Consider the following 26,258-nt stretch of genomic DNA (forward strand, 5'->3'; position numbering starts at 1 on the left):
TGTTACGAAAACCGTTGATGCCGATTTCGCGAGCGGGCGCGGCTTAATAGAAGAGGTACTTGCGCCAGCGGTCGTCGCCGCGGCCCAGCATGCGCATGATCTGGCGGCTGGTGTGGAGCGAGAAGGAGCGGGGCTCACGGGCCAGCTTCATGTCGTCCATTTCGTGCAACATGCGGTTGCCTTTGCGACGGTTGCAGCCGTGGCAGCAGGCTACGAGGTTTTCCCAGGTGGAGTTGCCGCCACGGGAGCGCGGGATTACGTGGTCGAGTGTGAGCTCATTGGACGGCAGCACTACGCCGCAGTACTGGCAGGTGTTGCGGTCGCGGAGCAGGATGTTTTTGCGCGAGAGGGCGCGGGTCTGGTGCGGGATGCGGCGGTATTCCAGAAGCCGGATGACCGACGGCATGGCGACGCGGCTGTGCTGCGCGTGCAGCGTTAGGCCGTGCTCCTCTTCGGCGCGGGCAATGCCCTTGAGCACGAGGACGAGGGCGCGGCGGGCTCCGCAGATGTTGATGGGCTCGTAAGAGGCGTTGAGCACGAGAACCGGCATCTGCAGCACGTGGTTCGAATGAGCCGGGCTGATGGCCTCGCCCGCGTGCGCGGCGGCAACCCTGGCAATCGATTTCTGCTTGCGTGCGTGAATCATGGCTTTTCCCAATGACATCGGTCTATGCCCTTTCAGGTGGATGATGGGGAAGTGAAATGAAACATGCCTGAAGCTGCTGTCGGCTCGACTGGCTTGCCGGTTGGGGTTGAGGTTGGTTGGGGAACAGTGTCGGCGTCACGGCGGGCACGGGCAAGCGTGGCCACCCAGACGGATTCGGCCCCGGCGCGCTTGAGTGCGTTTGCCGCGGCGCGGGCTGTTGCGCCGGTGGTGAGAATGTCGTCCACCAGCAGAATGTGTTTGCCTTTTACGGCAGCGGGCGCGGAGACGCGAAAGGCTCCGCGTACGTTGGAGCGGCGCTGGCGGTTAGTGAGGCTGGCCTGACTTTCGGTATGGCGCGTGCGAATAAGGATGCGCGAGGCTAGCGTCAGTTTCCATTCGGGATGGGTACGCCGAAGGGATGCCAGTGCGTGGCGGGCGAGGAGGCGCGTCTGGTTGAAGCCTCGCTCGGAGTGGCGGCGGCGGTGGAGCGGGACGGGGACTACGAGCAGGCTGTTGGGTGCGATGCCGTGGAGCCGCGCGATGGCGGCAGACAGCATGCGGCCCAGATGTTTGGCGGCGGGCGTGATGCGGTCGTATTTGAGGGCATGGATGGCGTCGCGCATGCGGCCGCGGTAGAGATACGAAAACGCCGCCCGTTCAAAGGGCGGCGGAACAATCTGGCAGGCCCGGCAAAGGCCGGGCATCGACATGTCTATGAAGTCGCCGCACTGCTGGCAGGAGTCACTGGCAGAAACGGGCATGGCCTGGCTCGATATCTCGGCCCAGCAGGTTTCACAGATGGGAGCAGCAGAAAAGCGCGGCAGAGGAGCGCCGCAGAGCGAGCAGGGGGTGGGGTAGACGGTGGAAAAGAGTACGTCCAGGGTTCCGGAAGCCACGGCAAGCGGACTTCGGAGCACACGAGAGACCGCACGCCACCGGGTGGTCTCCGATGGGGGAACGTCGAGTATCAGCGAACCAGAGTTCGTGCTGAAGACGCACCTCACTCTCTGGGCAGCGTGTCGTACTGCCCCTTCGCCTTTAGGTATACGCGCTTGCGGGCTGCGTGACAAGCGCGGGGACCGCGTTATGGAACTCTTTGGGTTAACAAAAGTCAGGGTACAGGGTATGGGAAACAGGGCGCAGGGAGGGGATACGCGGTACACTCGAAGCCGTGAAACGGACTACATTTTTTTCGTTGCGCTGCGGTTGGGTGGCGGTTGTTGCGCTTTCTTTTGTTGGGGTTGCGGGTTCCTTGCAGGGGCAGCAAGGGGCTGCTGCCCAGGGGCCGGCCATGGGTGTGGCCGGGGGGCTGGGGGCTAGGCCGGTTTTTGACGCAGAGAACAGGCCGATTACTGCCGGGGGCTTTGTGGACACGGGGCCGGTGATTTTTAAGAATGTGGCGAAAGAGGCGGGACTTTCCGGCTGGGTGCACAAGATGGGTGTGCCGGAGAAGAAGTTTATTGTCGAGACGAATGGGTCGGGCGTGGCGCTGATTGACTACGACAATGACGGGTGGCTGGATATTTACCTGGTGAACGGGGCTACGTTTGATGCGCTGGACGGCAAGGAGCCGATGCCGCATGCGGCGCTGTTTCATAACAACCACGATGGGACGTTTACGGATGTGGCCGCGAAGGCGGGCGTGACGAACGACCGCTGGGGTTATGGCGTGAGCGTGGCGGACTATGACAATGACGGCTGGCCGGACATCTTTGTGGGGAATTATGGGAAGAACCGGCTGTTTCATAACAACCATGACGGCACGTTTACCGATGTGGCGGAGAAGGCGGGCGTGACGCTGGGGAACTGGTCGGCGGGGTCGGCGTGGGGCGACTATGACGGCGATGGGCGGCTCGATCTTTATGTGGCCGGGTATGTGCATCTTGACCGGAATAATCTGCCGGTGAGCGGGTCGAAGTCGCTGAACTATGCGCAGTGCCAATATCGCGGCATTGTGGTGAACTGCGGACCACGCGGGCTGGTGGGCGAGCCGGACCATCTCTTTCATAACAATGGCGATGGCACGTTTACCGATGTGACGGCGAAGGCGGGCGTGGAGGACAAGGACAAGGCGTATGGGCTGACTCCGGTTTTTATCTCGCTGAATGCGAATGGGCGGCCTGATTTGCTGGTGGGGAATGACTCGATGCCGAACATGCTCTATCTCAACAAGGGCAATGGGACGTTTGATGATGAGAGCTATCCTTCGGGCTTTGCGCTGAATGATGCGGGGCATGAGATTGCTTCGATGGGCATTGCGGTGGGCGACTACGAGAACAGCGGGCAGGCGGATTTTTTTGTTTCGGATTTTGGCGATGACTACAAGGTGCTGTATCGCAATGATGGAAACGCTAGCTTTACGGATGTGAGCTATAAGACAGGGCTGGCGCTGCCGACGATTCCGTTTGTGGGGTGGGGCGATGGCTTTCTGGATTATGACAATGATGGGTGGCTGGACCTGCTGGAGGTGAACGGGCATGTGTATCCGCAGGTGGATGAGCACCAGTGGGGGACGTCGTGGGCGGAGCGGGCGCTGCTGTTTCGGAATGTTGCGGGGAATGGGAAGGACAGGAAGTTTGAGCTGCAGCCAGCGGTGAAGGATACGGGGCTGGCGATGGTGATTTCCGGGCGCGGTGCGGCGTTTGGCGACCTGTTTAATGACGGCAAGGTGGATGTGGTTATCAGCCCGATTGACGGACCGGCGGTGTTGCTAAGGAATGTGAATAGCGACAAGCATCACTGGGTGGCGATGAGCCTGGTTGGTGGGCCTAAGGGACCGAAGGACGCTACCTGCGCTACGGTTTTTTTGACGGCGAATGGCATGAAGCAGCGGCAGGATGTGCTGGCTAGCGGGAGCTACATTGGGGCGAATGACCGGAGGCCGCACTTTGGGCTGGGGGATGCGACCGATGCGGGAACGGCGGAGATTCACTGGCCGGATGGCAAGGTGGAGAGCTTCAAGCTGCCGGGGGTAGACCGGATTTATACGATTGAAGAGGGAAAGGGCGTTACCGGCGCGATGTGCAGCGGCGGGAAGGCTTGCGGGAAATAAAGGAAGCCGCGAACCAGGCTTGAATCCTCAAGCTGGTTCGCGGCTTTTTGGTGAGCTTTCAACGCTGGTGCTGTGTTTCTTCAGGCAATCGTTACGGCTGTTGCCTGTCTTCTTGAATCCCCCCGCTTACTCACCGTTAAATAACTCCGGCCATGTAGGTTTCGGTCACTGTGACTTTGCCTGTGCCTTGCGCGGCGAGCAGGGCGGGCGAAAGCGTGATGACCGGGCATTGCGCGTGGGCGAGCACCTTGTAGACGACACCGTGGCGCGTGATGGCAGCAAAGGCTGAGGCTCCGTGTGCGCCGAGGATGATGAGGTCGGCGTATTGGGCGCGGCTCTGGTAAAGCAGTTCCTCGGTGGGGTCGCCAGCGACAACGATGGCTTGCGCCTGGACGGCCTGTTGCATCTCAAGCGGGATGAGGTTGATGAGATGGTTCTCAATCTCGGTGAGTGTCTGGTGGGCAAGGATTTCGCGGCGCTCCTGCGGGCGGATGACGTGTTCGAGCACGAGGCGCGCTTTGTGCTGCTGAGCGACGCGTGCGGCGAACTCGACGACGGGCTCACAGTCTTCGGTGAGGCTGACGGCGCAGAGAACGGTGTGCGTCATGAAGTTGCGGTAAGTGCCTTCGAGGACTTCCGGCCCGGCGACGAAGACCGGGATGGGCGAGCGGCGCAGAACGGCTTCTGCTACCGAGCCGACGAGCAGCTTGCCGATGGGGCCGGGTGAGTGCGTGCCCATTACGATGCGGTCGATGTTGTGTTCGCGGACGTATTTGAGTATCTGGTCTTCCGGGAGGCCGGGGCGGGCGACGAGCTGGCAGGTGATGCCGGCTTCGCGGGCGTGCTCGGCTAACGGCTCCAGATGCTTGATGTCTTCTGCGGCGGCGGCTTCGAAATCGTAGTAGACGATGCCGGAGGCGTTGGCCGAGGAGGCCATCAAGGTGTCATAGGCGTGGAAGATGGTGAGCTCCGAACCGAATTCGCGGGCTTGCGCCAAGGCATAAGCGAAGGCTGTCTGATTGGCGGGGACTTCGGAAGCGAAGAGGATTGAGGCGGGTTTGCTCCACCCGGCCTTGAGTGCGGTGGCCATGGGAAACCTCCTGCGTACGAACTTAACGATGACAGGTTGTTTGCCGGATTGCAGTGCCGGGTGACACTTGCTCTTGTGAGCGGCGTCACAAAGCGAAGGCTATCCGGTTGTTGAGACGCTGGGGACAGAGAAAAGTTGCAGGAAAAAAGGCAGGGGACGGGGGACGGGGTGCAGGGGACAGGGTTTTAGATAAAGGGCTCAGAACTATATAAAGACGGAAAGACTGTAAAAAGCAAAGGCTATAAAAAACAACCGCAGATCCTTCACTCCGCCTACCCCACTTCGTGGGCCCCAGTGCGCTTCGTTCAGGATGACACCCGCTGATTTTGTGGGAGAACGGGGATAGCTGCTGGCTTTGTGGGAGAGCTTAGACGGGAGAACTTGCGGTTGAGGTATCCCACCCTTGCGGCAGAAAAAAAGTCGCAAGGGTGGGGCACGGAACTTTGTGGAATTGTATCCAATGCTGTTCCCTGTTCCTCTTACACTTCCACTTTGCCTTTGAATCTTGTGTAGACGAAGACTATGTAGCAGACGGCTAAGGTCATGCCGAAGGCCCACCATGCGAGGCCTACTGCCAAGGTGTGCGGGCCGCTGAGGGCGCGGTTGAGGGTAATGTCCAACTGCGGGCCACCGGTGGCGGGGAGCAGCGTGGGGTAGAGGCCGAAGCAGGCTCCGGCGAGCATGAAGAAGAGGTAGGCGCAGGAGCAGAGGAAGGCTTTCACGGCCTGGCCGCTGCGGTTCCAGACGAGAATGCCGACGAGAGAGGCCACTACGCCGAGTGGGATGAGGAACATCACCGGGTATTGGAAATAGTTGTCGAGCATGGAGCGGCGTACCCCGAGCGTGGCGCCAAGACTGACCAGCGTGATGCCGGCGAGCGAGAGCCAGAGGCGCTGTGCTGTTTCGCGGGCACGGTCGGCGAGGTCGCCCTCGACTTTGAGGGAGATCCAGAGAGCTCCGTGCAGCGTGAGGGCGATGAGCGCGACGAGGCCGCCGATGACGGTGTACCAGTCGAGGATGCCGGGGTTGTAGCCGGGTTGCCAGTCGGTCCAGAGAGGCAGGAAGAAGAAGCCGTCTTCGCGCAGCGGCACGCCGCGAATGACGTTGGCGAGTGCTGCTCCGTAGAAGATGGCGAGCAGGGCGCTGGCGATGCCGAAGATGCCATCGAGGAGACGCATCCAGACGCCGAGGTCTACGTGGTTGCGGAGTTCGAGGCTGACGCCACGCAGGATGAGCAACCAGAGGACGATCATTAACGGCAGGTAGAAGCCTGAGAATGCCGAGGCATAGAGGAGCGGGAAGGCGAAGTAGAGCGTGCCGCCACCGGCGAGTAGCCAGACTTCATTGCCGTCCCAGACGGGGCCTATGGATTTGAGACTTGCTTTGCGTTCGGCTTCGTCGCGAACAAGAAAGAGATGCAGGATGCCGACGCCGAGGTCGAAGCCGTCGAGGACAACGTAACCGACGATCATGATGGCGACCAGCCAGAACCAGATGAATCCCATTGTTGTGCTCCTTTCCGGCTAGTGGGCCGCTTCGGCTTCGGGGCCGTGGCTGATTTCGCGATAGACGAGGACGGTGAACAGCAGGCCCAGCAGCGTGTACATGCCCATGAAGCCGATGAGCGTGAAGAGTCCGTTGCTGGCGGAGACCATTTGCGAGTAGCCCTCGCTGGTGCGCATGAGGCCGTAGATGAGCCATGGCTGGCGGCCCAGCTCCGCGGTCATCCATCCGGCGGTGTTGGCGATGTAGGGCAGCGGGAAGCTGATGAGCAAGAGCCAGAGTGTCCAGCGCGTGGTGAAGAGTTTGTGTCTCCACAACAGGAAGGCGCTGAGGAGCATGAGCGTCACGAACCACGTTCCGAGGCCAGCCATGATGTGGTAGCTGTAATAGAGCAATGGCAGGGCTGTGGGCCACTGGTCATGCGGAATCTGGTCGAGGCCTTTGACTTCCGCCTTGGTGGTGCCGTAAATGAGGAAGCTCAGCACGTCATTGATGACGATGGGATTGTCGATCTGCTGGGTTTCTTCATTGGGCTGGCCCATGAGCACGATGCCTGCTCCGGTTTCACTGTGGAAGAGGCCCTCCATGCCTGCGATGGCGGCGGGTTGATTCTTCGCTACGTACTTGCCGTGGAGGTCGCCGGTGGGAAAGATGATGGCGATGGTAGAGAGGAGGCCCGCGATGACTCCGACTTTGAGGAAGATGCGGCCGTACTCGGTTTCGCGGTTGTCGAGTAGATAGAAGGCTCCGACGGCGGACATGACAAAGGATGCGGTGACGACTGCTCCGGTCATGTTGTGCATGTATTGCAGGAGGCCCCAGGGGTTGAGGAGAAGCTGCCAGAAGCTGAGCACTTCATAGTGGCCGTTGAGGACTTCATAGGCGACGGGGTGCTGCATCCATGCGTCGGTCACGATGATGAAGAAGCCGGATATCCATGAGCCGATAAAAATCATTACCGACGAAAACCAGTGCATGCGGCGGGAGAGGAAGTGTCCACCGTAGAGGAAGAGGCCGAGGAAGGCGGATTCAAGGAAGAAGCTGAAGACGCCTTCCATGGCGAGCGGCTGGCCGATGACTCCGCCAGAGACGCGGGAGAACTGCGCCCAGTTGGTGCCGAACTCGAACTCCATGGGGATGCCGGTGACGACGCCCATGACGAAATTGATGCCGAAGATTTTTCCCCAGAAGCGGGCGGCGTTGTCCCATAGCTCGGATTTTGGGGGGTCGGAGGCTCGCAGCGCTACTGTCTTGAGGACGACGATGAGCAGTGCGAGGCCCATGGTGAGCTGCGGAAAGAGATAGTGAAAGGTGATGGTGAAGGCAAAGTGGAGGCGGTGAATCAACTCAGCGGTCATGCAACTCCCCAGCTCGTCCGATGGTTGTTGGCTGCGCGGACGTGTGCGCAGGCTCCGGAGCTCGTCCGTTCGTTGTGTGAACTCTTTGTTATACGCCTCCGCGAGAAAGGGCGATGAGTGATTCTTGTCACTTTCTCCCAGAAAGTGGGACCGTAGATTGCAGTCAGGGAGTGTGTATTTTGAGATACGCTTCTACAACCTTGCTGGCTGCCGATAATCTAAACGTGGATAGAGAGATGCGTACGGCAATCATTGGCGGGGGCATTGCGGGGCTGGCGGCGGCGTACGAGCTTGAAAAAGCCGGCGCGGCGTACACGCTGTTCGAGGCGGGCGCGCGGCTGGGCGGCGTGATTGCCAGCGAGCGCGTGAACGGCTCGGTGCTGGAGGATGGGCCGGACTCGTTTCTTTCGGAGAAGCCTGCGGCGGCGGAGCTTTGCCGCGAGCTGGGGCTGGGCGAGTCGCTGCTTCCCTCGAATGACCCGCAGCGGAAGACATACATTGTGGTGAAGAACCGGCTGGTGCCGCTGCCGGATGGGCTGATGTTCCTGGTGCCGACGAAGCTGGTTCCGACGGCGTTATCGCCGCTGTTTTCGCTAAGCACGAAGATTCGGATGGGGCTGGAGCTGCTGCATCCGCCGCGGCCCAGTGAGCAGGATGAGTCGGTGGCTTCGCTTGTGGAGCGGCATTATGGACCGGAGGTTGTGGACAGGCTTGCGGGACCGCTGCTGAGCGGCATTTACGGCGGCGAGGCGAGCCAGTTGAGCGCGCGGGCGGTGCTGGCTCGGCTTGTGGAGATGGAAGCGAAGTATGGCTCGCTGACGAAGGCGATGCTGGAGATGCGGAAGTCTCCGCCGCCGCGGCCTGCGGGGGCTGTTCGCGGCGGTGTGCGCAGTATTTTTACTACGCTGCGCGGCGGGCTGCAGGAGATGGTGGATGCGCTGGCGGCGAGGCTGAATACGGAAGCGGTGCGGCTGCATACGCCGGTGCGTTCGGTGGAGCGGGTTAGCGGAGATGGCTGGCGCGTGACGACGGCGGCGGGCAGCGAGGAGTTTGACGCGCTGATTGTGGCTACCCCGGCATGGGCGGCGAGCAAGCTGCTGGCTACGGTGGATGCGCAGTTGAGCGAAGAGCTGGCGGGGATTCCTTATTCCTCTTCAATTGCTGTGAACCTGATTTATGACGAGGCCATGCTTGGGCCGCTGCCGGATGGGTTTGGGTTCCTGGTTCCGGCTAGCTCAGGGCGGGCGATGCTGGCTTGCACCTTTGCGCATCGCAAATTTCTGGGGCGGACGGCGAGGGGCAAGGCTGTGCTGCGGGCGTTTCTGGGCGGCGTACGGAATGAGTCGCTGCTGGACCAGCCGGACGAGGTGTTGATTGCTACGGCGCGGCGGGAGATTGCGGAGATTCTTGGGAGCAGGATTGCCGGGCTGCATATTGAGCCGGAAGAGGCTCGCGTGAGCCGTTGGCGGCGGTCGATGGCGCAGTATGCTGTGGGGCATCTGGAGCGGGTGGCGCGGATTCGCGAGCGCGTGGCGGTTTGGCCGGGGCTGCATCTTGTGGGCAATGCTTATGACGGGATTGGGATTCCGGATTGCATTCGGCTGGGGCGCAAGGCGGCGAAAGAGCTTTTAGCTGTTAGCTCTTAGCTTTTAGCTCGATTGCGGGAGAACGAGCGGGAGCGCTATCCCACATCTTCAACTGCGGGAGATGTGGGGCGTCCGGCGTCCGGCATTCGTCCTGAAATCGCGCTGCTTTGAAATCGAAGAGAATAGAAGAAGCCTGTGATCGCGATGGATGGTCGCGGAGGGGGGTCTTTTCTACTTTGATTATTCGCAATTTTGAATACCTGCTTGCTTTGAACCAGGAACGGCATTTTGCGCGCGCTGCCGCGGCGTGCAGTGTTTCGCAGCCGACGCTTTCGGCAGGCATCAAGCAGCTTGAAGAAGACATGGACGTGCAGATTGTGAAGCGCGGGCGGCGCTTTGAGGGCTTTACGCCGGAGGGTGAGCGCGTGCTTGCCTGGGCGCAGCAGATGATGGACGACTGCACACGGCTGAAGGATGAGCTGCATACGCTGAAGGGACAGGCGATGCAGGGCCCGTTTCGCGTGGGCGCGCTGCCGGCGACGATGGCGCTGGCTTCCGTATTGAGCGTGCCCTTTGCAGAGCGCGCGCCGGAGCTGCAGTTGTCGATGGAGACGCAGGACGCGGCGCGGCTTGTGCAGAAGATTCGCGATGGCGAGCTGGATGTGGCGATTACGTATCTTGAGGACGCGGCTGGGGATGGGCTGGATAGCCATTCGCTGTATCGCGAAGGGATGTTTTTCTTTACGGCGAAAGACCGGCTTGAAGAGTCTGCGCTTACATGGGAGAAAGCGGTTGCGGAGCCGCTTTGCTTGTTGCGCTCGGCGCTGCCTGCTGCGTTAGAGCGGCGTTTGCAGGGAGTTTCCGGGGTTCTCTATACCGACTCGATTGCGGTGGTGGCGGCGCATGTGGCCTCTGGCCGCTGGTCTACGATTTTGCCGCAGTCGCTGGCGGCGTATTTTGCCAGTGCGCCGCGGCTGCGGGCTTTTGCGCTGCGCAAGGAGCAGGCTACGGTTGGTTTTCTTGCGGCGAAGCATGGGCCGCTGCCTGCGCCGGTTCGTATGTGGCTGGAGCTGGCGCACTCGAAGGAGGTTGTGCCGGAGATTCGCAGGATTCTGAAGGCGCATGAGCCTTATGTGGTGAGGAAGAAGGCTGCGCGGAGATAGAAGACTCCTATCAATCATCAGAATTTCCTGTTGGATTTGGGAATGCGGGCGGTGTCATGCTCGGAGAGTCATGTTGGTTGAGGATTCAACGCACGCTCTCCCCGGCTGCGATTTGGTTTTAGGCGAATTGCAGCGCACTCTCCAGGCGGTGTCACAGGAACAGGTTCAAACTGCGGGCCAGCTTATTGTTGGCGCGCGCCGCGTCTTTTTTATGGGCGCGGGACGCAGCGGGCTGGCGCTGCGCATGGCTGCCATGCGCATGATGCACCTTGGGCTTACGGTTTACGTGGCTGGCGAAGTGGTGACTCCGGCGATTGCGAGCGGGGATTTGCTGGTGGTAGCTTCGGGGTCTGGCACGACGGCTGGGCCGCTGCATGCGGCGCAGGTTGCGAAGAAAACTGGCGCTGAGGTGCTGGTGATTACTGCTGCGCCCGCGTCTCCGCTGGGTGCGGTGGCGGATGCGTTACTTACGATTCCTGCGGCTACCAAGCAGGAGCATGGCGGAACGATTTCCCAACAATATGCGGGCGCTTTGTTTGAGCAGGCGGTGCTGCTGCTGATGGACATTCTCTTTCAGCAGATGTGGCACGAGCGTGGCGAGTCCGCGCAGGAGCTTTGGAAGCGCCACGCCAATCTTGAATAACTAACTGGAATACATCAGGAGCAATGGAACAATGAAACTGCAGGTAGCAATTGACCTTCTTTCCACCGCGGACGCGCTTACGCTGTTGAACAAAGTTGCTGAGCATGTGGACGTGATTGAGCTGGGCACGCCGCTGATTAAGCAGCAGGGACTGAGCGTGGTGACCAACGTGAAGGCTGCTTATCCCAACAAGCTGGTCTTTGCCGATATGAAGACGATGGACGCGGGCGAGCTGGAAGCGAACCTTGCGTTTGAAGCGGGCGCGGATATTGTGACCGTGCTTGCGTCAGCGGCGGACAGCACGATTGCGGGCGCAGTGAAGGCCGGGAAGGCGCATGGCAAGTCTGTTGTGGCCGACATGATTGGCGTGAAGGACAAGGTAGCTCGCCTGAAGGAGCTGAAGGAGCTGGGCGTGAGCTGGGTTGAGCTGCATGCGGGGCTCGATGAACAGGCGCAGGCTGGCTACAGCATTGACAGCCTGCTGGAAGCGGGACGCAGCGCGGATGTTCCGTTCTCGGTTGCGGGCGGGATTAACACGGAGCGCATTGGCGCGGTGGAAGCAGCGGGGGCGACGATTGCGGTTGCCGGTGCGGCCATCTACGGGGCCAAGGACCCGGCTTCCGCGGCTAAGGCGCTGCGCGAGAAGATTCAGAAGTTGGGATAAGTAACGGTTTGCTTTGAAACGGGTGCATTGGCTCTGCGGAGTGGATGCACCCGTTTTTATTTGGATTAGAGTCCGCCGGTGCCTAGCAGCATGCCGATGCCGTAGGTGACTGCGCCTTCTACTGCGCCTACTACCGTCATTTCGAGGCCTGAGGACCACCATGAGCGGACGGTGATGAGGCTCTTGGCTGCGCCGACGGCGAAGTGCGCGAGCAGCGAGACGATGGCGGCGACGATGATGGCTGTGACTCCGCCAAGGAAGAAAAACGGGAGGACGGGGATGATGGCTCCGACAGCGGTGGAGAGCGCGCCGGAGGTGGCGGAGACCATAGGCTTGCTGAGGGCGTCTTCGCTGGAGCCGAGGCGTTCGCTGACCAGTGCTCGCACCATTTGTTTGGGATCGCGGGCGATGTGGTCGGCGACCTGAAAGGCGTCTGCTTCGGGCAGGCCCTTGACCTGGTAGTAGAGCGAGAGAAGCTCGCGGGCTTCTGCTGGGTTGAGGCTGAGGGCTTCGCGTTCGCGGGCGACTTCGGCCTGGTAGATTTCGCGCTCGCTTTTGGCGGCGAGGTAGGCTCCAGAGCCCATCGAGAGTGCGGAGGCAATCATTCCGGAGAGTCCGGCGAGGAGAACGTATTTGCTTTCGCCCGCCGTTGCGCCGGAGACGCCGGAGACGATGCCGAAGATGGCTCCAAGACCGTCGTTGACGCCGTAGATTGCGTCGCCTATCCAGCTTCCGGGTTGCTGGCGGCCATTGTCGCGCTTGGCTAGCAGCTCGTTGAGGACGGCTTTGGGGTCAACCTTGTGGGCGCTGTCTGGAGATGGTGCGTAGTGGCCGCGGAGCAGCGAGCTCAGTTCGCGGTGGTGCGCTTTTTCGTCTTCGATGACATGGTGCAGGATTTCGACGGAGCCTTCGTCGCCTAGCTCCTGAAGCTGTACGCCGTATTTGGCGATGTCGCGGCCTTCGTCGATTTCGAGACGCTGGAGCGAGGTGCGGAGACCGCCGGCCTGATGGGAGATTTTGTCGGCCTGACCGCCTTTGCTGCCTTTATAGGTGGGCTCGGGGCCGCCCAATTCCTTGATGCGCTGAGCCCATAGCGCGGCGTGCTCGATTTCGGCAGCGGCAAGATGACGTAGCACCTGCGCTCGCACCGGGTCGGAATCACGGTTAGCGAGCGTGTTGTAGGTGTGATAGCCCTCCATTTCGGCTTGCCAGTTGCCTTCGAGGGCGGCAAGAATTTTGCTCTTGCGGGCTTCGTTTATCGGTTCGCTTGCCAAGCAGTTTCCCCCAACCTCATTGCCTGTCGAAAGAAGAGAATAGCATTGGATGGGGAAGTGGGCTGTACCCGGTGACAACCTTCCGCGCACTGTTCACGGTCTACGCTTCACTGTTACAGTTGTTGGGTTAGTACGTGTTTTATGCGACTTTTGAAAGAATCGAGGTCCTCCCTCAATGGCAACGCGATCGACACCTCCGGCGGCTGCTAGTGCGCCAAATTACACAGGCCCGTTTATTACTGTGGCCATTCTGTTCTTTATCTTCGGGTTTATTACCAACCTGAATATGGCCCTGGTGCCGCACCTCAGGGATATCTTCGACCTTCCCTATGGATGGGCGATGCTGGTTGAGTCGGCTTTCTTTCTTGCTTACTTTGTCTTCTCCTCGCCGACTTCGCGGCTGATTCAGATGATTGGCTACAAGAAAACGATGGTGGTCTCGCTGTTTATCCAGGTGGTTGGGTGCCTGCTGTTCGTTCCGGCGGCCAAGCTGGTCAGCTTTCCGATGTTTCTTACGGCCATCTTTGTGGTGGGCGCGGGCGTGACGGCGCTGCAGACGGCGGCGAATCCCTATGTTGCGATTCTTGGACCAGAGCAGTCGGCCCCGGTGCGGTTGACGCTGGCGCAGGCGCTGAACTCGGTGGGCGGTACGATTGCTCCGCTGGTTGCGGGTGCTTACATTCTTACGGATTCGGCGGACTTTTCGAGCAAGGCGGCTGTTGCTAACACGGTTCGCGGGCCTTACCTGGCGATTGCGGGCGGGCTGCTGATTCTTGGCATTATCGTCATGTTCCTGAGCCTGCCGCAGGTGCAGCATACGCAGGAGTTCCGTCCGGGTAAGGATGGCGATTCGATTTTGACGCGCAGCATCTGGAGCTACCGGCATACGGTACTGGGTGCGTTGGGCATCTTTCTTTATGTAGGCGTTGAGGTGGGGCTGGCTTCGATTGCCGTGAACTACTTCAAGACGCAGGGCGTTTCTGACGCGAAGATTGCTTCGTTCCTTGTGTCGCTCTACTGGCTGGGCGCGCTGATTGGCCGTCTGCTGGGCTCGTGGATGCTGACGATTATCAAGGCCGGGAAGCTGCTGGGTATCTTCGGTTTTGCGGCGCTGTTCTTTGTGCTGCTCTCCATGTTTACGCATGGCTGGACGGCGATTATTGCCGTGCTGCTTTGCGGGTTCTTCAACTCGATTATGTTCCCGAATATCTTTGCGCTGGGCATTGCGGGGCTTGGGCCGCTGACGAGCAAGGGGTCGGGACTGATTATGACTGCCGTGGTGGGCGGCGCGATTGTGCCGCTGGCGATTGGCGCAGTGGCCGATGCGACACACAATATTCAGACCGCGCTGATTATTCCGGCGATTTGCTACCTGTTTATTGCTTACTACGGGCTTTGGGGGTCGAAGCAGAAGACTTCGTAACGGAAGCTGGTTTGTGGAAGGCCCTTCGGCGATTGCCGGAGGGCTTTTCTATTTGGGCTTGGACATTTCGTGGAGTTTGAGGATGGTGTTCCAGTTGCGAGCGGTGGCGGTGGCTCCCAAGGCCTTGTCGAGGGTTTTGCCGCTGAACTTGGTTTCGCCTGCGCCGTCTGGGAAATGGAAGTAGATGGCGTCGCCGTCGAGGTGGTAGCGGTCGCGGCGGGTGGGGTATTTGGCGGCGAGGGCGGCTAAGGCTGCGGGAGCTTCCGCACTGGCGGGGGTTGCGAGAAGGGCAGCGTGGACGAGAGCGCCGTTGGCGGCGGCTTCAACGGCGAAGGGGTTACCGGAAATGGTCCGGGTGAGCTGGTCGTGGGTGCGGAGAATGACGCCGGCGGGGGCGCTGAGGAGCTTTTCGAGGGCCGCGGTGATGGATTGGGTGACTTTGGCGGCGGTTCCGGTGGCGTCGAAGACGGCATTACCGCTTTGGATGTAGGTCTGAATGTTGCGGAAGCCTAAATCTTCCAACAGGTTGCGGAAATCAGCCATGGGAAGCTTGCCGGTTCCGCCTACGTTTACGGCGCGGAGAAGAACGATATAGGTTGGCATCACGACTCCGTGGTTTTCGGCTCAAATGCTGCGGAAAGTGTAACCCCGAAACCGCATCAAGGGACGTTCGGAACGTCTTTCTGCTTCTTTAACGTGAGCGTAAAACGGTTGTGTCAGCCTTATATAAAGGTCATACTGCGTCTGAGATTACTGTCTTATCTCAACCCAGATCATAAGTTGCCGTTCAGGCAATCGACCTCCCCTGGTGGCGCAGCCGTACAAATAAACGGCGTGCCAACCATAAAACCATCTTCGAGGGGCCGTTCTTGCTGTGCCCTCAGACTTGGATTTGTAGAATCCGCATTTTTTAGGAGAGCCAATCGATGAAATTATCTCAATCTCTGCAACGCACTCTTTGCCTTGCACTGCTTGGCGCCGGAATGTGTTTTGTCCCCGCGGCTGTGCGGGCGCAGAGCACAACGCAGGGCGCCGTAGCGGGCACGGTGCAGGACCCGAGCGGAGCCATTGTGCCCGCGGCGACCGTTACGATTCACAACAACGCCACCAACGCGGAAATCAAGCTGACAAGCGACGGCAGCGGCTACTTCAAAGCCCCGTTGCTGGAACCCGGCAGCTACACAGTGAGCGTTTCCGCGCAGGGCTTTGCGCCCTATCGCGCGAATCTCGTTGTACAGGTGGGCCAGGTAACCGGACTCGATCCGCACCTTGCTCTTACTACTTCTTCTACTGAAGTGGTGGTGAACGGCGAGCAGGTTCCGGTGATGAATTCGGACTCGCCGGACTTTAATTCCACACTGAACACGGTGGCAATGCAGAATGTGCCGATCAACAACCGCCGGTGGTCGAGCCTGGCAATGACGACGCCGGGCGTGGTCAGCGACGGCAACGGCTACGGCCTTGTGAGCGTGCGCGGCATCAGCACACTGCTGAACAACGTGGAAATTGACGGCGCGGACGACAACCAGGCCTTCTTTGCGGAAGAGCGCGGACGTACGCGCGAGGCTTATTCGACGGCGGGCAGCGCGGTGCGCGAGTTTGCGGTGAATACGGGCGTTTACTCGGCTGAGTATGGCCGCGCGGCCGGCGGTGTTATCACCTCTGTGACGAAGAGCGGCACGAACCAGATTCACGGGCAGGCTTACTTCTACCAGCGCGAGAGCAACTGGAACGCTTTCAACCCGTACACGACGATTACCACGTTTGAGGACGGGGCGAACGTTACGACGCACATCAAGCCGGAGGACCTGCGCAAGATTTACGGGTTTACGGCGGGCGGTCCGCTCATCAAGGACAAGCTGTTCTGGATGTACACGTATGACCAGCACACGCACGTCTTCCCGGTGGTGGGCATTCCTTACAACCCGACGCAGTTCTACACGCTTCCTTCGGCGCAGCTTGCTACGGGCGAGGCTTGCAGCACAACGACGGGCCAGTTGACAGGGGCTCCGAGCGGAGCCATTAACGACGCCAACGTTTGCGCGCTGGCGGCCCGCCAGGGTGTGAGCTATGAGCAAGCCTCGTATGACTGGACGGCGCTGCTGAACGGCAGCGCGAATGTGCAGACATCCAGCTTTGGCTCCGGCGTTACGCCGATTGACGACCTTGGCCTGAACTCCGACCTGGGACAGGTTTCGCGCTTTGGCTACCAGGAGATCAACACGCCGAAGCTCGACTGGCAGGTGACGCCGCGCGAGCATGTGAGCGTGCTGTATCACCGGCTGCGCTGGGATTCGCCGGGCGGCGTGCAGACGAGCGCCGCGGATATGTACGCGCGGGACTCGCAGGGCAACGACTTTGTGAAGCTGGATTACGGCGTAGCGAAGTTAACGAGCCTGATTACGGACCGCATCAGCAACGAGCTGCTTTACCAGTATGGCCGCGAGCTGAACAACGAAGGGCAGCAGCCGTTTACTGCGTATACGACAGCCGACATTACTGCTGGCAACGCCAACACGCCGCAGCTTGAGGCGGGTTACAACTATGGCTTTGATGCCGGTTCGCTGTATTACTCCTACCGCACGGCTTATCCCGATGAGCGCAAGTGGCAGGTTGGCGATGTGCTGTATTGGAGCAAGGGTAACCACACCTTCAAGTTCGGCGTGGACCTAGTGCACAACTTCGACTTGATGAACAACACGTACAAGAGCAATGGCGACTTCAGCTACAACTGGGTCGGCAACTACTTTAACGATCTGTTGAACATGAAGAACGGCACGTCGTTTGGCTGCGATGAGAATGCTTCGCAGAACTACTCGGGCAGCGCGGTTACCGGCAACTATCCCTGCTATTACGACTTTGTGCAGGGCTTTGGCAACCCGGTGTACACAATCGCCACGCTGGATACGGGCGTGTTTGCACAGGACAACTGGAAGTTTTCGCCGCGGCTGACACTGGAGCTCGGCCTGCGCTGGGATCATGAATCGCTTCCGGGCGCGGACGCGAACCTGACCTCGACGGCGGGCAGCTTCCAGCCTTATAACGGCCTGACGAACAATCCGAGCGACAACACGGACTTTGGTCCGCGCATCGGTTTTGCGTGGGATGTGTACGGCCACGGCCGGACAGTGCTGCGCGGCGGCTACGGCATCTACTATGGCCGCATTACGAACGGTAACCTTGAAAACATTCGCCTGGAAACCGGCAGCCCGAATGGGCAGTTCAGCCGTACCTGGTACAACGACACGGCCAACGCGCCGGTGTATCCGGTTGTGATCAGTTCGGCTTCCACGACAACGTGCAAGCCGGGCAGCTCATCCTGCCCCAGCTCTTACTTCCTGTCTCCGAACCTGAAGCTGCCGGAAGTGCAGGAGATCGACTTGCAGGTGCAGCAGGCGATGGGACGCGGCACGGTTCTGTCGGTGAGCTACCTGGGCGGCCTGGGACGGCACCTCCCGAACTTCCTGGACGTGAACCTCAACCCGGATACTACCGCGCTGAAGACCATCAAGGTGGCGGGCGATCCGAATGGCAGCGGACCGCTGGGCGCGAACGGCTCGACGTACACGGTTCCGGTTTACACCTCGTATGGCAACACGGCACTGCTGGGACAGAATGCTCTGAACTTCAGCTCGGTGACGGAGATGGTCAGCAATGTGAACTCAAGCTACAACGCGTTTGTGGTGGAGTTGCTGAACCGCTCGTTCAAGAACATCCAGTTCGACGCGAACTATACGTGGTCGCACGCGCTGGATTTTGCGCAGAACGCCAACACGCAGGGCACGACGGAAGCGTGGTATGACCCGTATGGGAACTATCGCGTGAACTACGGCAACTCGCAGTTCAACGTTCCGCACCGCTTTGTTGCTTATGCGCTGTACAACTTCCCGAATATGCATGGCTCGAATCCGCTGAAGTGGATTGCGAACGGCTGGAGCCTGAATGACAGCTTCCAGATGCAGAACGGATTGCCCTTTACGGCAGGTGTGAGCAGCAGCGCGAAACCGACAGGCGCACTGGCCAGCGGCTGGAATGGCTCCGGTTATACCGGCGGAATCATTCCGCAGATCGGCTACGACTCGTACCGCTATCCGCGGCGTATTGTGGACGATGCACGCGTACAGAAGGAGTTCAAGTTCCTCGACCGCTACGGACTGCAGTTCATGCTCAACGTGTTCAACGTTGCGAATCACCAGAACATTACTGGATTCCAGGCCACCTACCTGTATAGCTTGTCGGGAACGACGGCGACGTATACCGGGCAGGATGGCACGGGGTCGCAGAGCTTCATGGTGCCGAATAACTCGAACAGCAGCGCGTTTCTCTATACGCCGCGGCAGGTGGAAATCGCGGCGCGGTTCAACTTCTAACCATTGCATGGAGCCACTGCGGCCGATGGGAGGATTTTATGGTCCTCCCGGTGGTCGGATAAGGCAGTGGTGGTTTTACGGAATGAAAAGCGGCGGCCTGATAGCCGCCGCTTTTTTGTTTCGTTGAAGAACTACTCTTTACCAGAGGGTTTTGACTGGGTATTGCTTGATTTTTGTGTCGTTGGTGACTAGCGGGATGCCTAGTTCCTGTGCCTGGGCAATTAACATGCGATCAAAGGGGTCACGGTGTAAATTAGGCAACTCCGCCACGCGCGACACATGTTCCAGTTGAAGTGGAAGAAGCTGAAACTCCTGACTGCGTAGCATTTGCGCAATCTCCTCGATACTTCTATCCCCCGTATCGAGTTTTCCCAGGTTCGCCTTAATCGCGATTTCCCATAGAGAGATGTGGCTTACCCACCGTTGATGAAAGGAATCTCCCAGTAACTTCCGTGCTCGTTCGGAAAGCCGTGAATCTCCTTTTAGCCACCACAGTACGACGTGCGTATCCAGAAGCAGAATCAACGTTTACGGGCTCCGTTCGTACGGACTGTCCTGCGCGTCTTCTTTTTTGGAGATGCCGAGGTTTCCTTCGGGAAGATTGGGCCATCATTGAACCATGATGCTATTTCTTCATCAAGCTTGGGATCGAAGGCGTCAGGAGCAATCCACAGCTTATCTTTCAAAATGCCCGGCTTGTAGATTTTGCGCTTGGGTTCTGGCTCAACTGGCACGAGGCGGACGACGGGCTTGCCGGCGCGGGCGATGATGACTTCTTCGCCGGACTCTGCTTTGAGAATCAGTTGTGAGAGGTTGGTCTTGGCGTGATGGATGTTGACTTCCATGGTAAGAGTTTAGCACGGGTTAGCTAAGCTTAGCTTAGCTAATGTTGTAAATTTAAAAAGCGGCAGCCAATCCCGGCTGCCGCTTTTGTTTTTCTACTCCCTGTTCCCTGCTTTTTATGGGTACATGCGGTGGAGCATGCGGGGAAAGGGGATGGTTTCGCGGACGTGCTCGAGGCCGCAGATCCAGGCTACGGCGCGCTCGATGCCCATGCCGAAGCCGGAGTGGGGCACGCTGCCGTAACGGCGCAGGTCGAGGTACCACTGGAAGGCTTCGAGCGGGAGGTTGTGGGCTTCAATGCGGGACTTGAGCAGCTCATAGCTGGCTACGCGCTGGGAGCCGCCGATGACTTCGCCGTAGCCCTCGGGGGCGAGTACGTCTACGCAGAGTGCGTATGTCGGATCGGCGGGATCGGGCTCCATGTAAAAGGCTTTTACCGCTGCCGGATAACGGTGCACCATGATGGGCTTGTCGAACTGCTTGGTGAGCCAGGTTTCGTCGGGTGAGCCGAAGTCGTTGCCGTACTCGAAGGGGTTTTCGAGCTCGCCTTTGGCGTGGGCTTCGTTGAGCATCTTTACGGCTTCGTCGTAGCGCAGGCGCGGGAAGGGAGGGAGGATGGCTTCGAGCTTTTTGACGTCGCGGCCGATGACTTCCAGCTCGCTTGCGCGGTTTTTGAGGACGCTCTGCACAATGTGCGAGATGAAGTTTTCGGCGAGCGTCATGAGCTGGTCGAGGTCGCAGTAGGCGACTTCGGGCTCGATCATCCAGAACTCGGTTAGGTGGCGGCGTGTTTTGGATTTTTCGGCGCGGAACGTCGGGCCGAAGCTGTAGACCTTGCCGAGCGCGAGCGCGGTGGACTCGATGTAGAGCTGGCCGGATTGCGTGAGGAAGGCGGGGTCGCCGAAGTAGTCCACCGGGAAGAGCGTGGAAGTACCTTCGCAGGCGGCGGGAGTAAGGATGGGCGGATCGGTGCGGATGAATCCGTTGGTATCAAAGTATTCCGCGGCGGCACGCATGATTTCGGCGCGGATGCGGAGGATGGCCGACTGGCGCGGTGTACGCACCCATAGGTGGCGGTGCTCCATCAGAAAATCGACGCCGTGCTCTTTGAGGCTGATGGGATACGGGTCGGACTCGGGGACGCGCTGGATGACTTCGATGTTTTCTACGTCGAGCTCGTAGCCGCCGGGGGCACGCTTGTCGGCGCGGACTTTGCCGGTGACGATGACGCTGGATTCCTGCGTGAGGTTTTTCAGCGACTCGAAAACTTCTGTGGGAACGGATTTGATGTGGGCTACGCCCTGCACGGTTCCGGTGCCGTCGCGGAAGATGGGAAACAGGAGCTTACCGCTTTCGCGCAGGTTGTAGAGCCAGCCTTTCAGCGTGACGGACTGGCCATCGTATTGGCCCAGCGTGGCGATGGTAGCTAGCGGAGCTTCAGAAGCGGTTTCGGCAGGTTTTACGGCGGTTTCTTCGGACATACTCACTCTCTTCCGGCGTTGGTGGCCGGACATTCTAGGATAACGCCGGGGCGTGAGAGAACCGAAGCAATAGCGGTTGCAATCGCCAAGTAGACTGCTATGGCATTTGCGGTGAGCCGGCCTCCAGCGTTCTCGCTATCCAGTCGGCATGGGGGACTTTGCTATTCCGTATCGCCTGCAATTCCTTTGCAAGGTCGTATTCGACGCGGCGGATTTCGATTTTGAAATCCTCTATCAAAAGATATGCAGCGCGGCGGTCACCGTCATACGGAAGACCTACGCTTCCTGAGTTAGCCACGGTCAAACCGGCTAATGTGCGTACAAAAGGCTGATGAATATGTCCGTAAATGACAATCGGCTGACCGAGAGACGAGTACCGTGTGCGTAAATCTTCCTCGCTGGCTTGTTCGGATGGTGCGACCCACGGGCTTTCGGGGCTTGCATGAACAATGGCGATGGGATTGTGGATGTGAATGAGTGGAAGACTGCCCAGCCATGCCAGCCTTTCCTCACCCAGTCGTTCACGCGTGGCCGCGGCCATCTGACGAATGGCTTCCCAGAGATGCGCCAGTTTCGGCGACTGGTTTGCGAAACGCTCAAAGGTTTCTGGCATCGCGAGCATCTGATCCGTGTTGCCGGCAACTCCTTTCCATCCAAGGCTGCGAATCTGGTCTACTATCTCAACCGCGCCGGAACCGCCATCCGCAAGGTCTCCGCCATGAAAGACGATGTCGGGCGATGTTTGATGCAAGTCTGCCAGGACTGCTTCAAACGCAGTTCGATTGCCGTGAATATCGGAAACAACAGCGATGCGCATCGTTATAACTTCCGGGTTGAAATGAGGACTTTCAGAATAACGCCGGGGCGTGGGGTGCGAATTAGCCTTTCAAAGCGCATACCCCAGGGCCTGAAGGCCCAACCTGACTGCAGACTGAAATTGCCGGGGATAAATCCCCCGGCCTACCAGTCGTGCACAGGTACACAACAGTGCGGGGTACACTTCTGCTTAGAAACAGGCCTACAATGTTTGCGGGTGGCGGGCTGTGCTGGAAATTGCTAAAACGCTTTCGTTTGTTGTCTGCATCCTTACGCTCTACCAGGCGGCGATTCATTCCTTCTTTATTCCCGGCGCGCATTGGAGGGAGCGACTTGTCTATATGCTGGTGCGGCTGGCGTTTGCGGCGTGCGTCTGCTACTTAAGCGGGATGCTGTATGCTTGGCCTACTGCTGCAAATCCTGACCGCAATTTGACGCTTACGCATACGCCGCCGGTGCAGCTGTATCTGTGGGGGCTGGCGTGTATTGTGGGGCTGTTTGTGGTGGGGTGGTTTCTTTCGGATTTGATGGCGGATTCCGGGGCGTTTATTACGTTTCGGCATATGGAGAAGTTTTAGAGGCAGGAAGTTGGCTGTAGAGATATCCCACGTCCCCAAATGCGAGGGACGTGAGACACCCAAGTTTCGTGATGGTATCTGCAAAGCAACAAAGCGGCCCGGCGTTTGCCGGGCCGCTTTGCATTTGAGGTGGATGTTTGAGTGGCAGGGCTAAAGCCCTGCCCTACCTTTTAATACGTGAGTTTGAGGCCGAACTGGATGATGCGCGGCTCAAAGGTGCCGGAGATGGTGCCGCCGCCGGTTACGGGAGCTTGCGCGCCCTTGGTGGAGAGCGTTCCGCTCAGGCCGCTGGACGGCAGGTACAGGTTGGTGTGGTTGAAAATGTTGTAGAGCTCGGAGCGGAACTCGAGGCCAAGGCGGTCACCGGGGAGGCGGAAACGCTTGTTGAAGTCGAGGTCCGTTTCGTAGAAGTTGGGCGAGCGGCCGGGGTTGCGTGAGGCTGTTCCAAACGGGCTGAGCAGCATGCCGTTGCTGGAGATGGCCGGCAGGGTGAAGGCAGCGAGATTGACGAATTGCACGGTGCCGTTGGTGTTGAGGTGGCCAATGCAGGAGCGGCCTGAGAAGCAGGTGCGGATGGCTGCGCCTTCTACGTAGTTGGGGCGGTACTCGTTGGCGCCGCGGTAGGTGGCGGAAATCTGCGGGCTGACCGCGGTTGCCGCGTTGGCGCCGTAGGTGAGGTTGTAGGGAGTGCCGGCCTGCATGGTGTTGACGGCGCTTATCTGCCAGCCGCCGAGGATGGCATCGACGATACCGTTGGCGCTGGAGAGATACTGGCGTCCGTGGCCGATGGGCAGGTCATAGACGAGGCTGGTGACATTCGACATCGGCAGGTTGTAGTCGCTCTGGCTGTAGTCAGCCTTGAGGTTGTTGGCATCCTGCGGGCTGGGCGTGTTGCCTTCGAGCGAGGCAGAGGCGTTGTCCGTAGAGCGGGCGCGGGTGAGCGAGTTAAGCAGCGTGAGGCCCTGCACGAAGCGCTGTTCGTATTTGACCTGCACGGCGTTGTAGTGGGAGAAGATGACGTTGCCGGCTTCGGTGATGTCGCCGTAGGTCCAGGTATTGCCCACGTATCCGCCCCATGCTGGGAAGGGGCGCGCGAAGCCTGCGCCTGCTGCTGGCGCATCGCCGGGGTGCGCGCTGGCGAGGCCAAGCGACGGGTTGCCCTGGTTGGCGTTGTAGAGGCCTTCGAGCTTGAGGCCGTGGTTACCGATGAAGGCTACGTCTACGAGGATGTTTTTGCTGACCTGGTGCTGGAGGCTGATGTAGTAGTCCTCCACGTAGCTGTCGCGCTTGTCTTTGGGAATGTAGGTGATGTTGTCGGTGCCGGGCGAGAAGTTGGTTGCCTGGCCTGCGGGATAGCCCTGATCCATGGTGCGGAAGCCGGTCGCCGTGGCTGTGCCGGGCTGGTTGACCGAAACGAAGAGCGCGTTAGGCGCGTTGATGGCGAGGATGTCGCCTGAACCGGCGCGGGTGTAGTGTACGTAGCTCATGCCGAAGCCGCCACGGAGAACCGTGTTCGGTACAAACTGCCAGGCGAAGCCTACGCGTGGAGCGAAGTCGTTGAGGTCAGGGTTGACGAGTGTTTTGCCGTAGGCTCCATCGCCCTTGTAGGGCTTGATGTACTGGCTGCCCGCGTAGTTTTTGGTGAGCGTGAGCATGGTGACCGTGGTGGGGTCGAAGTTGGAGAGGTTGTTGTATCTCTCGGAGTAGTTGGCTCCGTACTCCCAGCGCAGGCCGAGGTTGAGCGTGAGGTTGGGAGAGACCTTCCAGTCATCCTGCGCGTAGACGTTGTCCATGCTGGTTTGCAGGTGTGCGAGGAAGTAGGTTGCGAGCGCATAGTTGTTGGGTGCGCCGAAGAGGAAGTCGGCCCAGTAGGTGTCTGCCGCGGGCGAGCCGATGGCGCTGTAGCCCTTGCTGAAGGTAAAGGAGCCGAAGAGCGGGTTGGAGTCCTGTACTTCCATCCAGATTTTTTCGTACTCGTAGCCGAACTTGAGCGAGTGGTGGCCCTTGACCCAGGAGAAGTTGACCTTGGGATCGAGGAGCGAGGGGTTCTGCCACTGCGGGTTGGTTCCCTGACGGCCAAAGCCGGAGAAGCCGCCGCCGATGCCGATGGACGGAAGTCCGCCAGCTACGGTTGGGTCAGTCGGAAGGCCGGGGAACTGGATGTCGGTTTCGCCGATGGAGAGCGTGTACTTACCAGCCTTGGTGCCGCTGAGGCCGATACGCGCGTCGATTACCTTGTTGGCGCCGATGAGGCCGGTATAGCCAAGAGCGAGCTGCTGGTCGAGTATGCGGGTGCGTCCGTTGGTCTGGCCGTCGAGCGGGCCGGGGAGCGTGCGGAAGTTGATGCCGGTCTCTTTACGGTCGCTGATGCGGAAGAACCATGAGTTGCGCTCGTTCTGCTGGTAGTCAAGGCGGAGGTCGCCCTTGTCGGCGTTGTCTGTAAACGGCGCGTTGGTTGCGCAGTTGTTCAGGGCAATGCCGGTGGCGGCGTTGATGCCGGGGTTGCCCGGAGCGGTCTGGCACTGCGCGGGAAGCTGGCTGTAGTAGGCAAGCACCTGCTTGGCGATGGGGCTTGCGTGCGGCGAGTTCAGAATGGATGTGCCTGCCTTATAGACAGTTCCGTCGAAGGGGTCCTGCACGTCTACGGCGAGAATGCCATTGATTTCGTTTTGCGTGGGAACGGTGAGCACAACAGTCGGCGTGAGGGTCTGGCGGAAACCTTCGTAATCGAGGAACCAGAAGAATTTGTTCTTCCACACGGGGCCGGAGAAGTTTGCGCCGAACTGGTTGCGGTTGAAGCCCGGCTTGGGCGAGATGAACGCGGAGCCGTTGGAGGCGATGGCCGTCGGTTTGATGTAGCCGAAGGCGTTGAGGTCGGTGTTGCGCAGGAACTCGTAGAGCGTGGTGTGGAACTGGTTGGTTCCGCTCTTGGAGGCCACGTTGACCATGGCACCGGAGGAGCGGCCATATTCGGCGCTCTCATTATTGGTCACAACCTGGAATTGTGAGATGGAATCCGGCGGGGGCTGAATAATCTGGTTGTCGAAGCCCTGATTGGACTCACCGTAGGCGTTGTTGTCCAGACCGTCGAGCAGGTAGTTGTTGAACATGGAGCGCTGGCCGTTGACGTTGTATGCGCCGGCGCGGACGAGGCTTGTCACGCTGGTTGTGGTTGCGGCGGTGGGGGCCTGGCGCGAGCCGGGGATCAACTGGAGAAGATCCGAGTAGTTGCGGCTGACGAGCGGAAGGCTGGCGGTCTGGTAGTTCGAGATGGTCTGGCCGCGTTCGCTGGTTTCGGTCTCAGGAGCGACTTCCGTGCCGACGACTTCTACGGTTGTTTCGGAGCTGCCGACCTTCAAGGTGAGATCGAGGCGCAGGCGGCCGGAGACGGTGATGTTCACGTTGCGCGCTTCCGCCGGAGAGAAGCCGTTGGCGGTGGTTGCGATGGTGTAAACGCCTGCCTTGAGGTCAGGAAACTCGTAGTCGCCGGAGCCGTTGGCGACGGTACGCGTGGCGATGGCCGTGGCGGTGTTGGTTGCGGTTACAGATGCGCCGGGGATGGCTGCGCCGGAGGCATCATGCACGGTGCCAACGAGACTTCCGTTGTCATACTGGGCCCACGCTGGCACTCCAAAAGCCGCCAAAGACACGACGGCGAACAAAATGGCATAAAGACGCCTAGTTTTGGTTTTCATACGTGCAACGTACGCAGCGATTGCGAACGTGCCGTGAATACAAGTTAAAGCAGACTTGAAAACTTAAGAATGC

The 26,258-nt window shown here is 59.5% G+C and carries 20 protein-coding genes; 8 read left to right on the top strand and 12 right to left on the bottom strand.

The window, feature by feature from the left end:
• Window positions 1–43 precede the first annotated feature (43 nt).
• Window positions 44–646: an HNH endonuclease gene (locus AC5S3R_RS18220; protein ID WP_494268598.1), complete on the bottom strand. Its 603-nt coding sequence runs from the start codon at window positions 644–646 to the stop codon at window positions 44–46.
• A 32-nt stretch (window positions 647–678) separates the two neighbouring features.
• The gene (locus tag AC5S3R_RS18225; RefSeq protein ID WP_494268599.1) at window positions 679–1,542 is read right to left on the bottom strand and encodes a ComFC family protein; all 864 of its coding nucleotides are present in this window, start codon (window positions 1,540–1,542) and stop codon (window positions 679–681) included.
• Window positions 1,543–1,937: 395 nt separating this feature from the next.
• Here AC5S3R_RS18225 and AC5S3R_RS18230 point away from each other — a divergent pair, with 395 nt between their 5' ends.
• Window positions 1,938–3,698 carry a CRTAC1 family protein gene (locus AC5S3R_RS18230; RefSeq protein WP_494268634.1) on the top strand — a complete coding sequence of 587 codons (1,761 nt, stop codon included), beginning with the start codon at window positions 1,938–1,940 and terminating at the stop codon, window positions 3,696–3,698.
• A gap of 136 nt (window positions 3,699–3,834) precedes the next feature.
• Here AC5S3R_RS18230 and AC5S3R_RS18235 read toward each other — a convergent pair whose 3' ends face one another.
• The 3 genes from AC5S3R_RS18235 to AC5S3R_RS18245 all read right to left on the bottom strand — a co-directional run bounded on the left by AC5S3R_RS18235 (window position 3,835) and on the right by AC5S3R_RS18245 (window position 7,649).
• Entirely contained in the window at window positions 3,835–4,788 is a 954-nt protein-coding gene (locus AC5S3R_RS18235; RefSeq protein ID WP_494268601.1) for a universal stress protein, read from the bottom strand.
• Window positions 4,789–5,267: 479 nt separating this feature from the next.
• A complete protein-coding gene (gene cydB, locus AC5S3R_RS18240; RefSeq protein WP_494268602.1) occupies window positions 5,268–6,293 on the bottom strand; it encodes a cytochrome d ubiquinol oxidase subunit II in 1,026 nt (341 codons plus the stop codon).
• Window positions 6,294–6,311: 18 nt separating this feature from the next.
• The gene (locus AC5S3R_RS18245; protein ID WP_494268603.1) at window positions 6,312–7,649 is read right to left on the bottom strand and encodes a cytochrome ubiquinol oxidase subunit I; all 1,338 of its coding nucleotides are present in this window, start codon (window positions 7,647–7,649) and stop codon (window positions 6,312–6,314) included.
• Window positions 7,650–7,828: 179 nt separating this feature from the next.
• On the opposite strand from AC5S3R_RS18245, the gene hemG reads away from it, so the two are divergent.
• The 4 genes from hemG (at window position 7,829) to hxlA (ending at window position 11,705) form a co-directional block, all read left to right on the top strand.
• Entirely contained in the window at window positions 7,829–9,295 is a 1,467-nt protein-coding gene (gene hemG / locus AC5S3R_RS18250) for a protoporphyrinogen oxidase (RefSeq protein ID WP_494268604.1), read from the top strand.
• A gap of 176 nt (window positions 9,296–9,471) precedes the next feature.
• On the top strand, window positions 9,472–10,398 hold the full coding sequence (locus tag AC5S3R_RS18255) for a LysR family transcriptional regulator (protein ID WP_494268605.1): 927 nt from the start codon (window positions 9,472–9,474) through the stop codon (window positions 10,396–10,398).
• 70 nt (window positions 10,399–10,468) lie between these two features.
• Entirely contained in the window at window positions 10,469–11,041 is a 573-nt protein-coding gene (gene hxlB / locus AC5S3R_RS18260; protein ID WP_494268606.1) for a 6-phospho-3-hexuloisomerase, read from the top strand.
• A gap of 31 nt (window positions 11,042–11,072) precedes the next feature.
• A complete protein-coding gene (hxlA, locus tag AC5S3R_RS18265; RefSeq protein ID WP_494268607.1) occupies window positions 11,073–11,705 on the top strand; it encodes a 3-hexulose-6-phosphate synthase in 633 nt (210 codons plus the stop codon).
• A 65-nt stretch (window positions 11,706–11,770) separates the two neighbouring features.
• On the opposite strand, the gene AC5S3R_RS18270 is transcribed toward hxlA, so the two are convergent.
• On the bottom strand, window positions 11,771–12,979 hold the full coding sequence (locus tag AC5S3R_RS18270) for a VIT1/CCC1 transporter family protein (RefSeq protein WP_494268608.1): 1,209 nt from the start codon (window positions 12,977–12,979) through the stop codon (window positions 11,771–11,773).
• Between the two features lie 175 nt (window positions 12,980–13,154).
• On the opposite strand from AC5S3R_RS18270, the gene AC5S3R_RS18275 reads away from it, so the two are divergent.
• Window positions 13,155–14,402: a sugar MFS transporter gene (locus AC5S3R_RS18275; RefSeq protein WP_494268609.1), complete on the top strand. Its 1,248-nt coding sequence runs from the start codon at window positions 13,155–13,157 to the stop codon at window positions 14,400–14,402.
• Window positions 14,403–14,450: 48 nt separating this feature from the next.
• On the opposite strand, the gene AC5S3R_RS18280 is transcribed toward AC5S3R_RS18275, so the two are convergent.
• Window positions 14,451–15,005: a DUF1697 domain-containing protein gene (locus AC5S3R_RS18280; RefSeq protein WP_494268610.1), complete on the bottom strand. Its 555-nt coding sequence runs from the start codon at window positions 15,003–15,005 to the stop codon at window positions 14,451–14,453.
• A gap of 323 nt (window positions 15,006–15,328) precedes the next feature.
• On the opposite strand from AC5S3R_RS18280, the gene AC5S3R_RS18285 reads away from it, so the two are divergent.
• Complete coding sequence (locus AC5S3R_RS18285) at window positions 15,329–18,772, top strand: TonB-dependent receptor domain-containing protein (protein WP_494268611.1); 3,444 nt, start codon at window positions 15,329–15,331, stop codon at window positions 18,770–18,772.
• A 138-nt stretch (window positions 18,773–18,910) separates the two neighbouring features.
• Here AC5S3R_RS18285 and AC5S3R_RS18290 read toward each other — a convergent pair whose 3' ends face one another.
• From AC5S3R_RS18290 to AC5S3R_RS18305, 4 genes are all read right to left on the bottom strand, one after another.
• Window positions 18,911–19,297, bottom strand: coding sequence for a type II toxin-antitoxin system VapC family toxin (locus AC5S3R_RS18290; RefSeq protein ID WP_494268612.1), 387 nt, complete (start codon window positions 19,295–19,297; stop codon window positions 18,911–18,913).
• Complete coding sequence (locus tag AC5S3R_RS18295; RefSeq protein ID WP_494268613.1) at window positions 19,294–19,617, bottom strand: type II toxin-antitoxin system Phd/YefM family antitoxin; 324 nt, start codon at window positions 19,615–19,617, stop codon at window positions 19,294–19,296. The genes AC5S3R_RS18290 and AC5S3R_RS18295 overlap by 4 nt, the downstream gene beginning before the upstream one ends.
• Window positions 19,618–19,731: 114 nt before the next feature.
• The gene (asnS, locus tag AC5S3R_RS18300) at window positions 19,732–21,096 is read right to left on the bottom strand and encodes an asparagine--tRNA ligase (RefSeq protein ID WP_494268614.1); all 1,365 of its coding nucleotides are present in this window, start codon (window positions 21,094–21,096) and stop codon (window positions 19,732–19,734) included.
• A 97-nt stretch (window positions 21,097–21,193) separates the two neighbouring features.
• Window positions 21,194–21,913, bottom strand: a complete 720-nt coding sequence (locus AC5S3R_RS18305; protein WP_494268615.1) for a metallophosphoesterase family protein — start codon at window positions 21,911–21,913, stop codon at window positions 21,194–21,196.
• A gap of 226 nt (window positions 21,914–22,139) precedes the next feature.
• Here AC5S3R_RS18305 and AC5S3R_RS18310 point away from each other — a divergent pair, with 226 nt between their 5' ends.
• Window positions 22,140–22,490: a hypothetical protein gene (locus tag AC5S3R_RS18310; protein WP_494268616.1), complete on the top strand. Its 351-nt coding sequence runs from the start codon at window positions 22,140–22,142 to the stop codon at window positions 22,488–22,490.
• Between the two features lie 170 nt (window positions 22,491–22,660).
• Here AC5S3R_RS18310 and AC5S3R_RS18315 read toward each other — a convergent pair whose 3' ends face one another.
• Window positions 22,661–26,119, bottom strand: a complete 3,459-nt coding sequence (locus AC5S3R_RS18315; RefSeq protein WP_494268617.1) for a TonB-dependent receptor — start codon at window positions 26,117–26,119, stop codon at window positions 22,661–22,663.
• Window positions 26,120–26,258: the final 139 nt, after the last annotated feature.

The organism is Occallatibacter sp. FHG110214_02 (genome assembly GCF_059115385.1).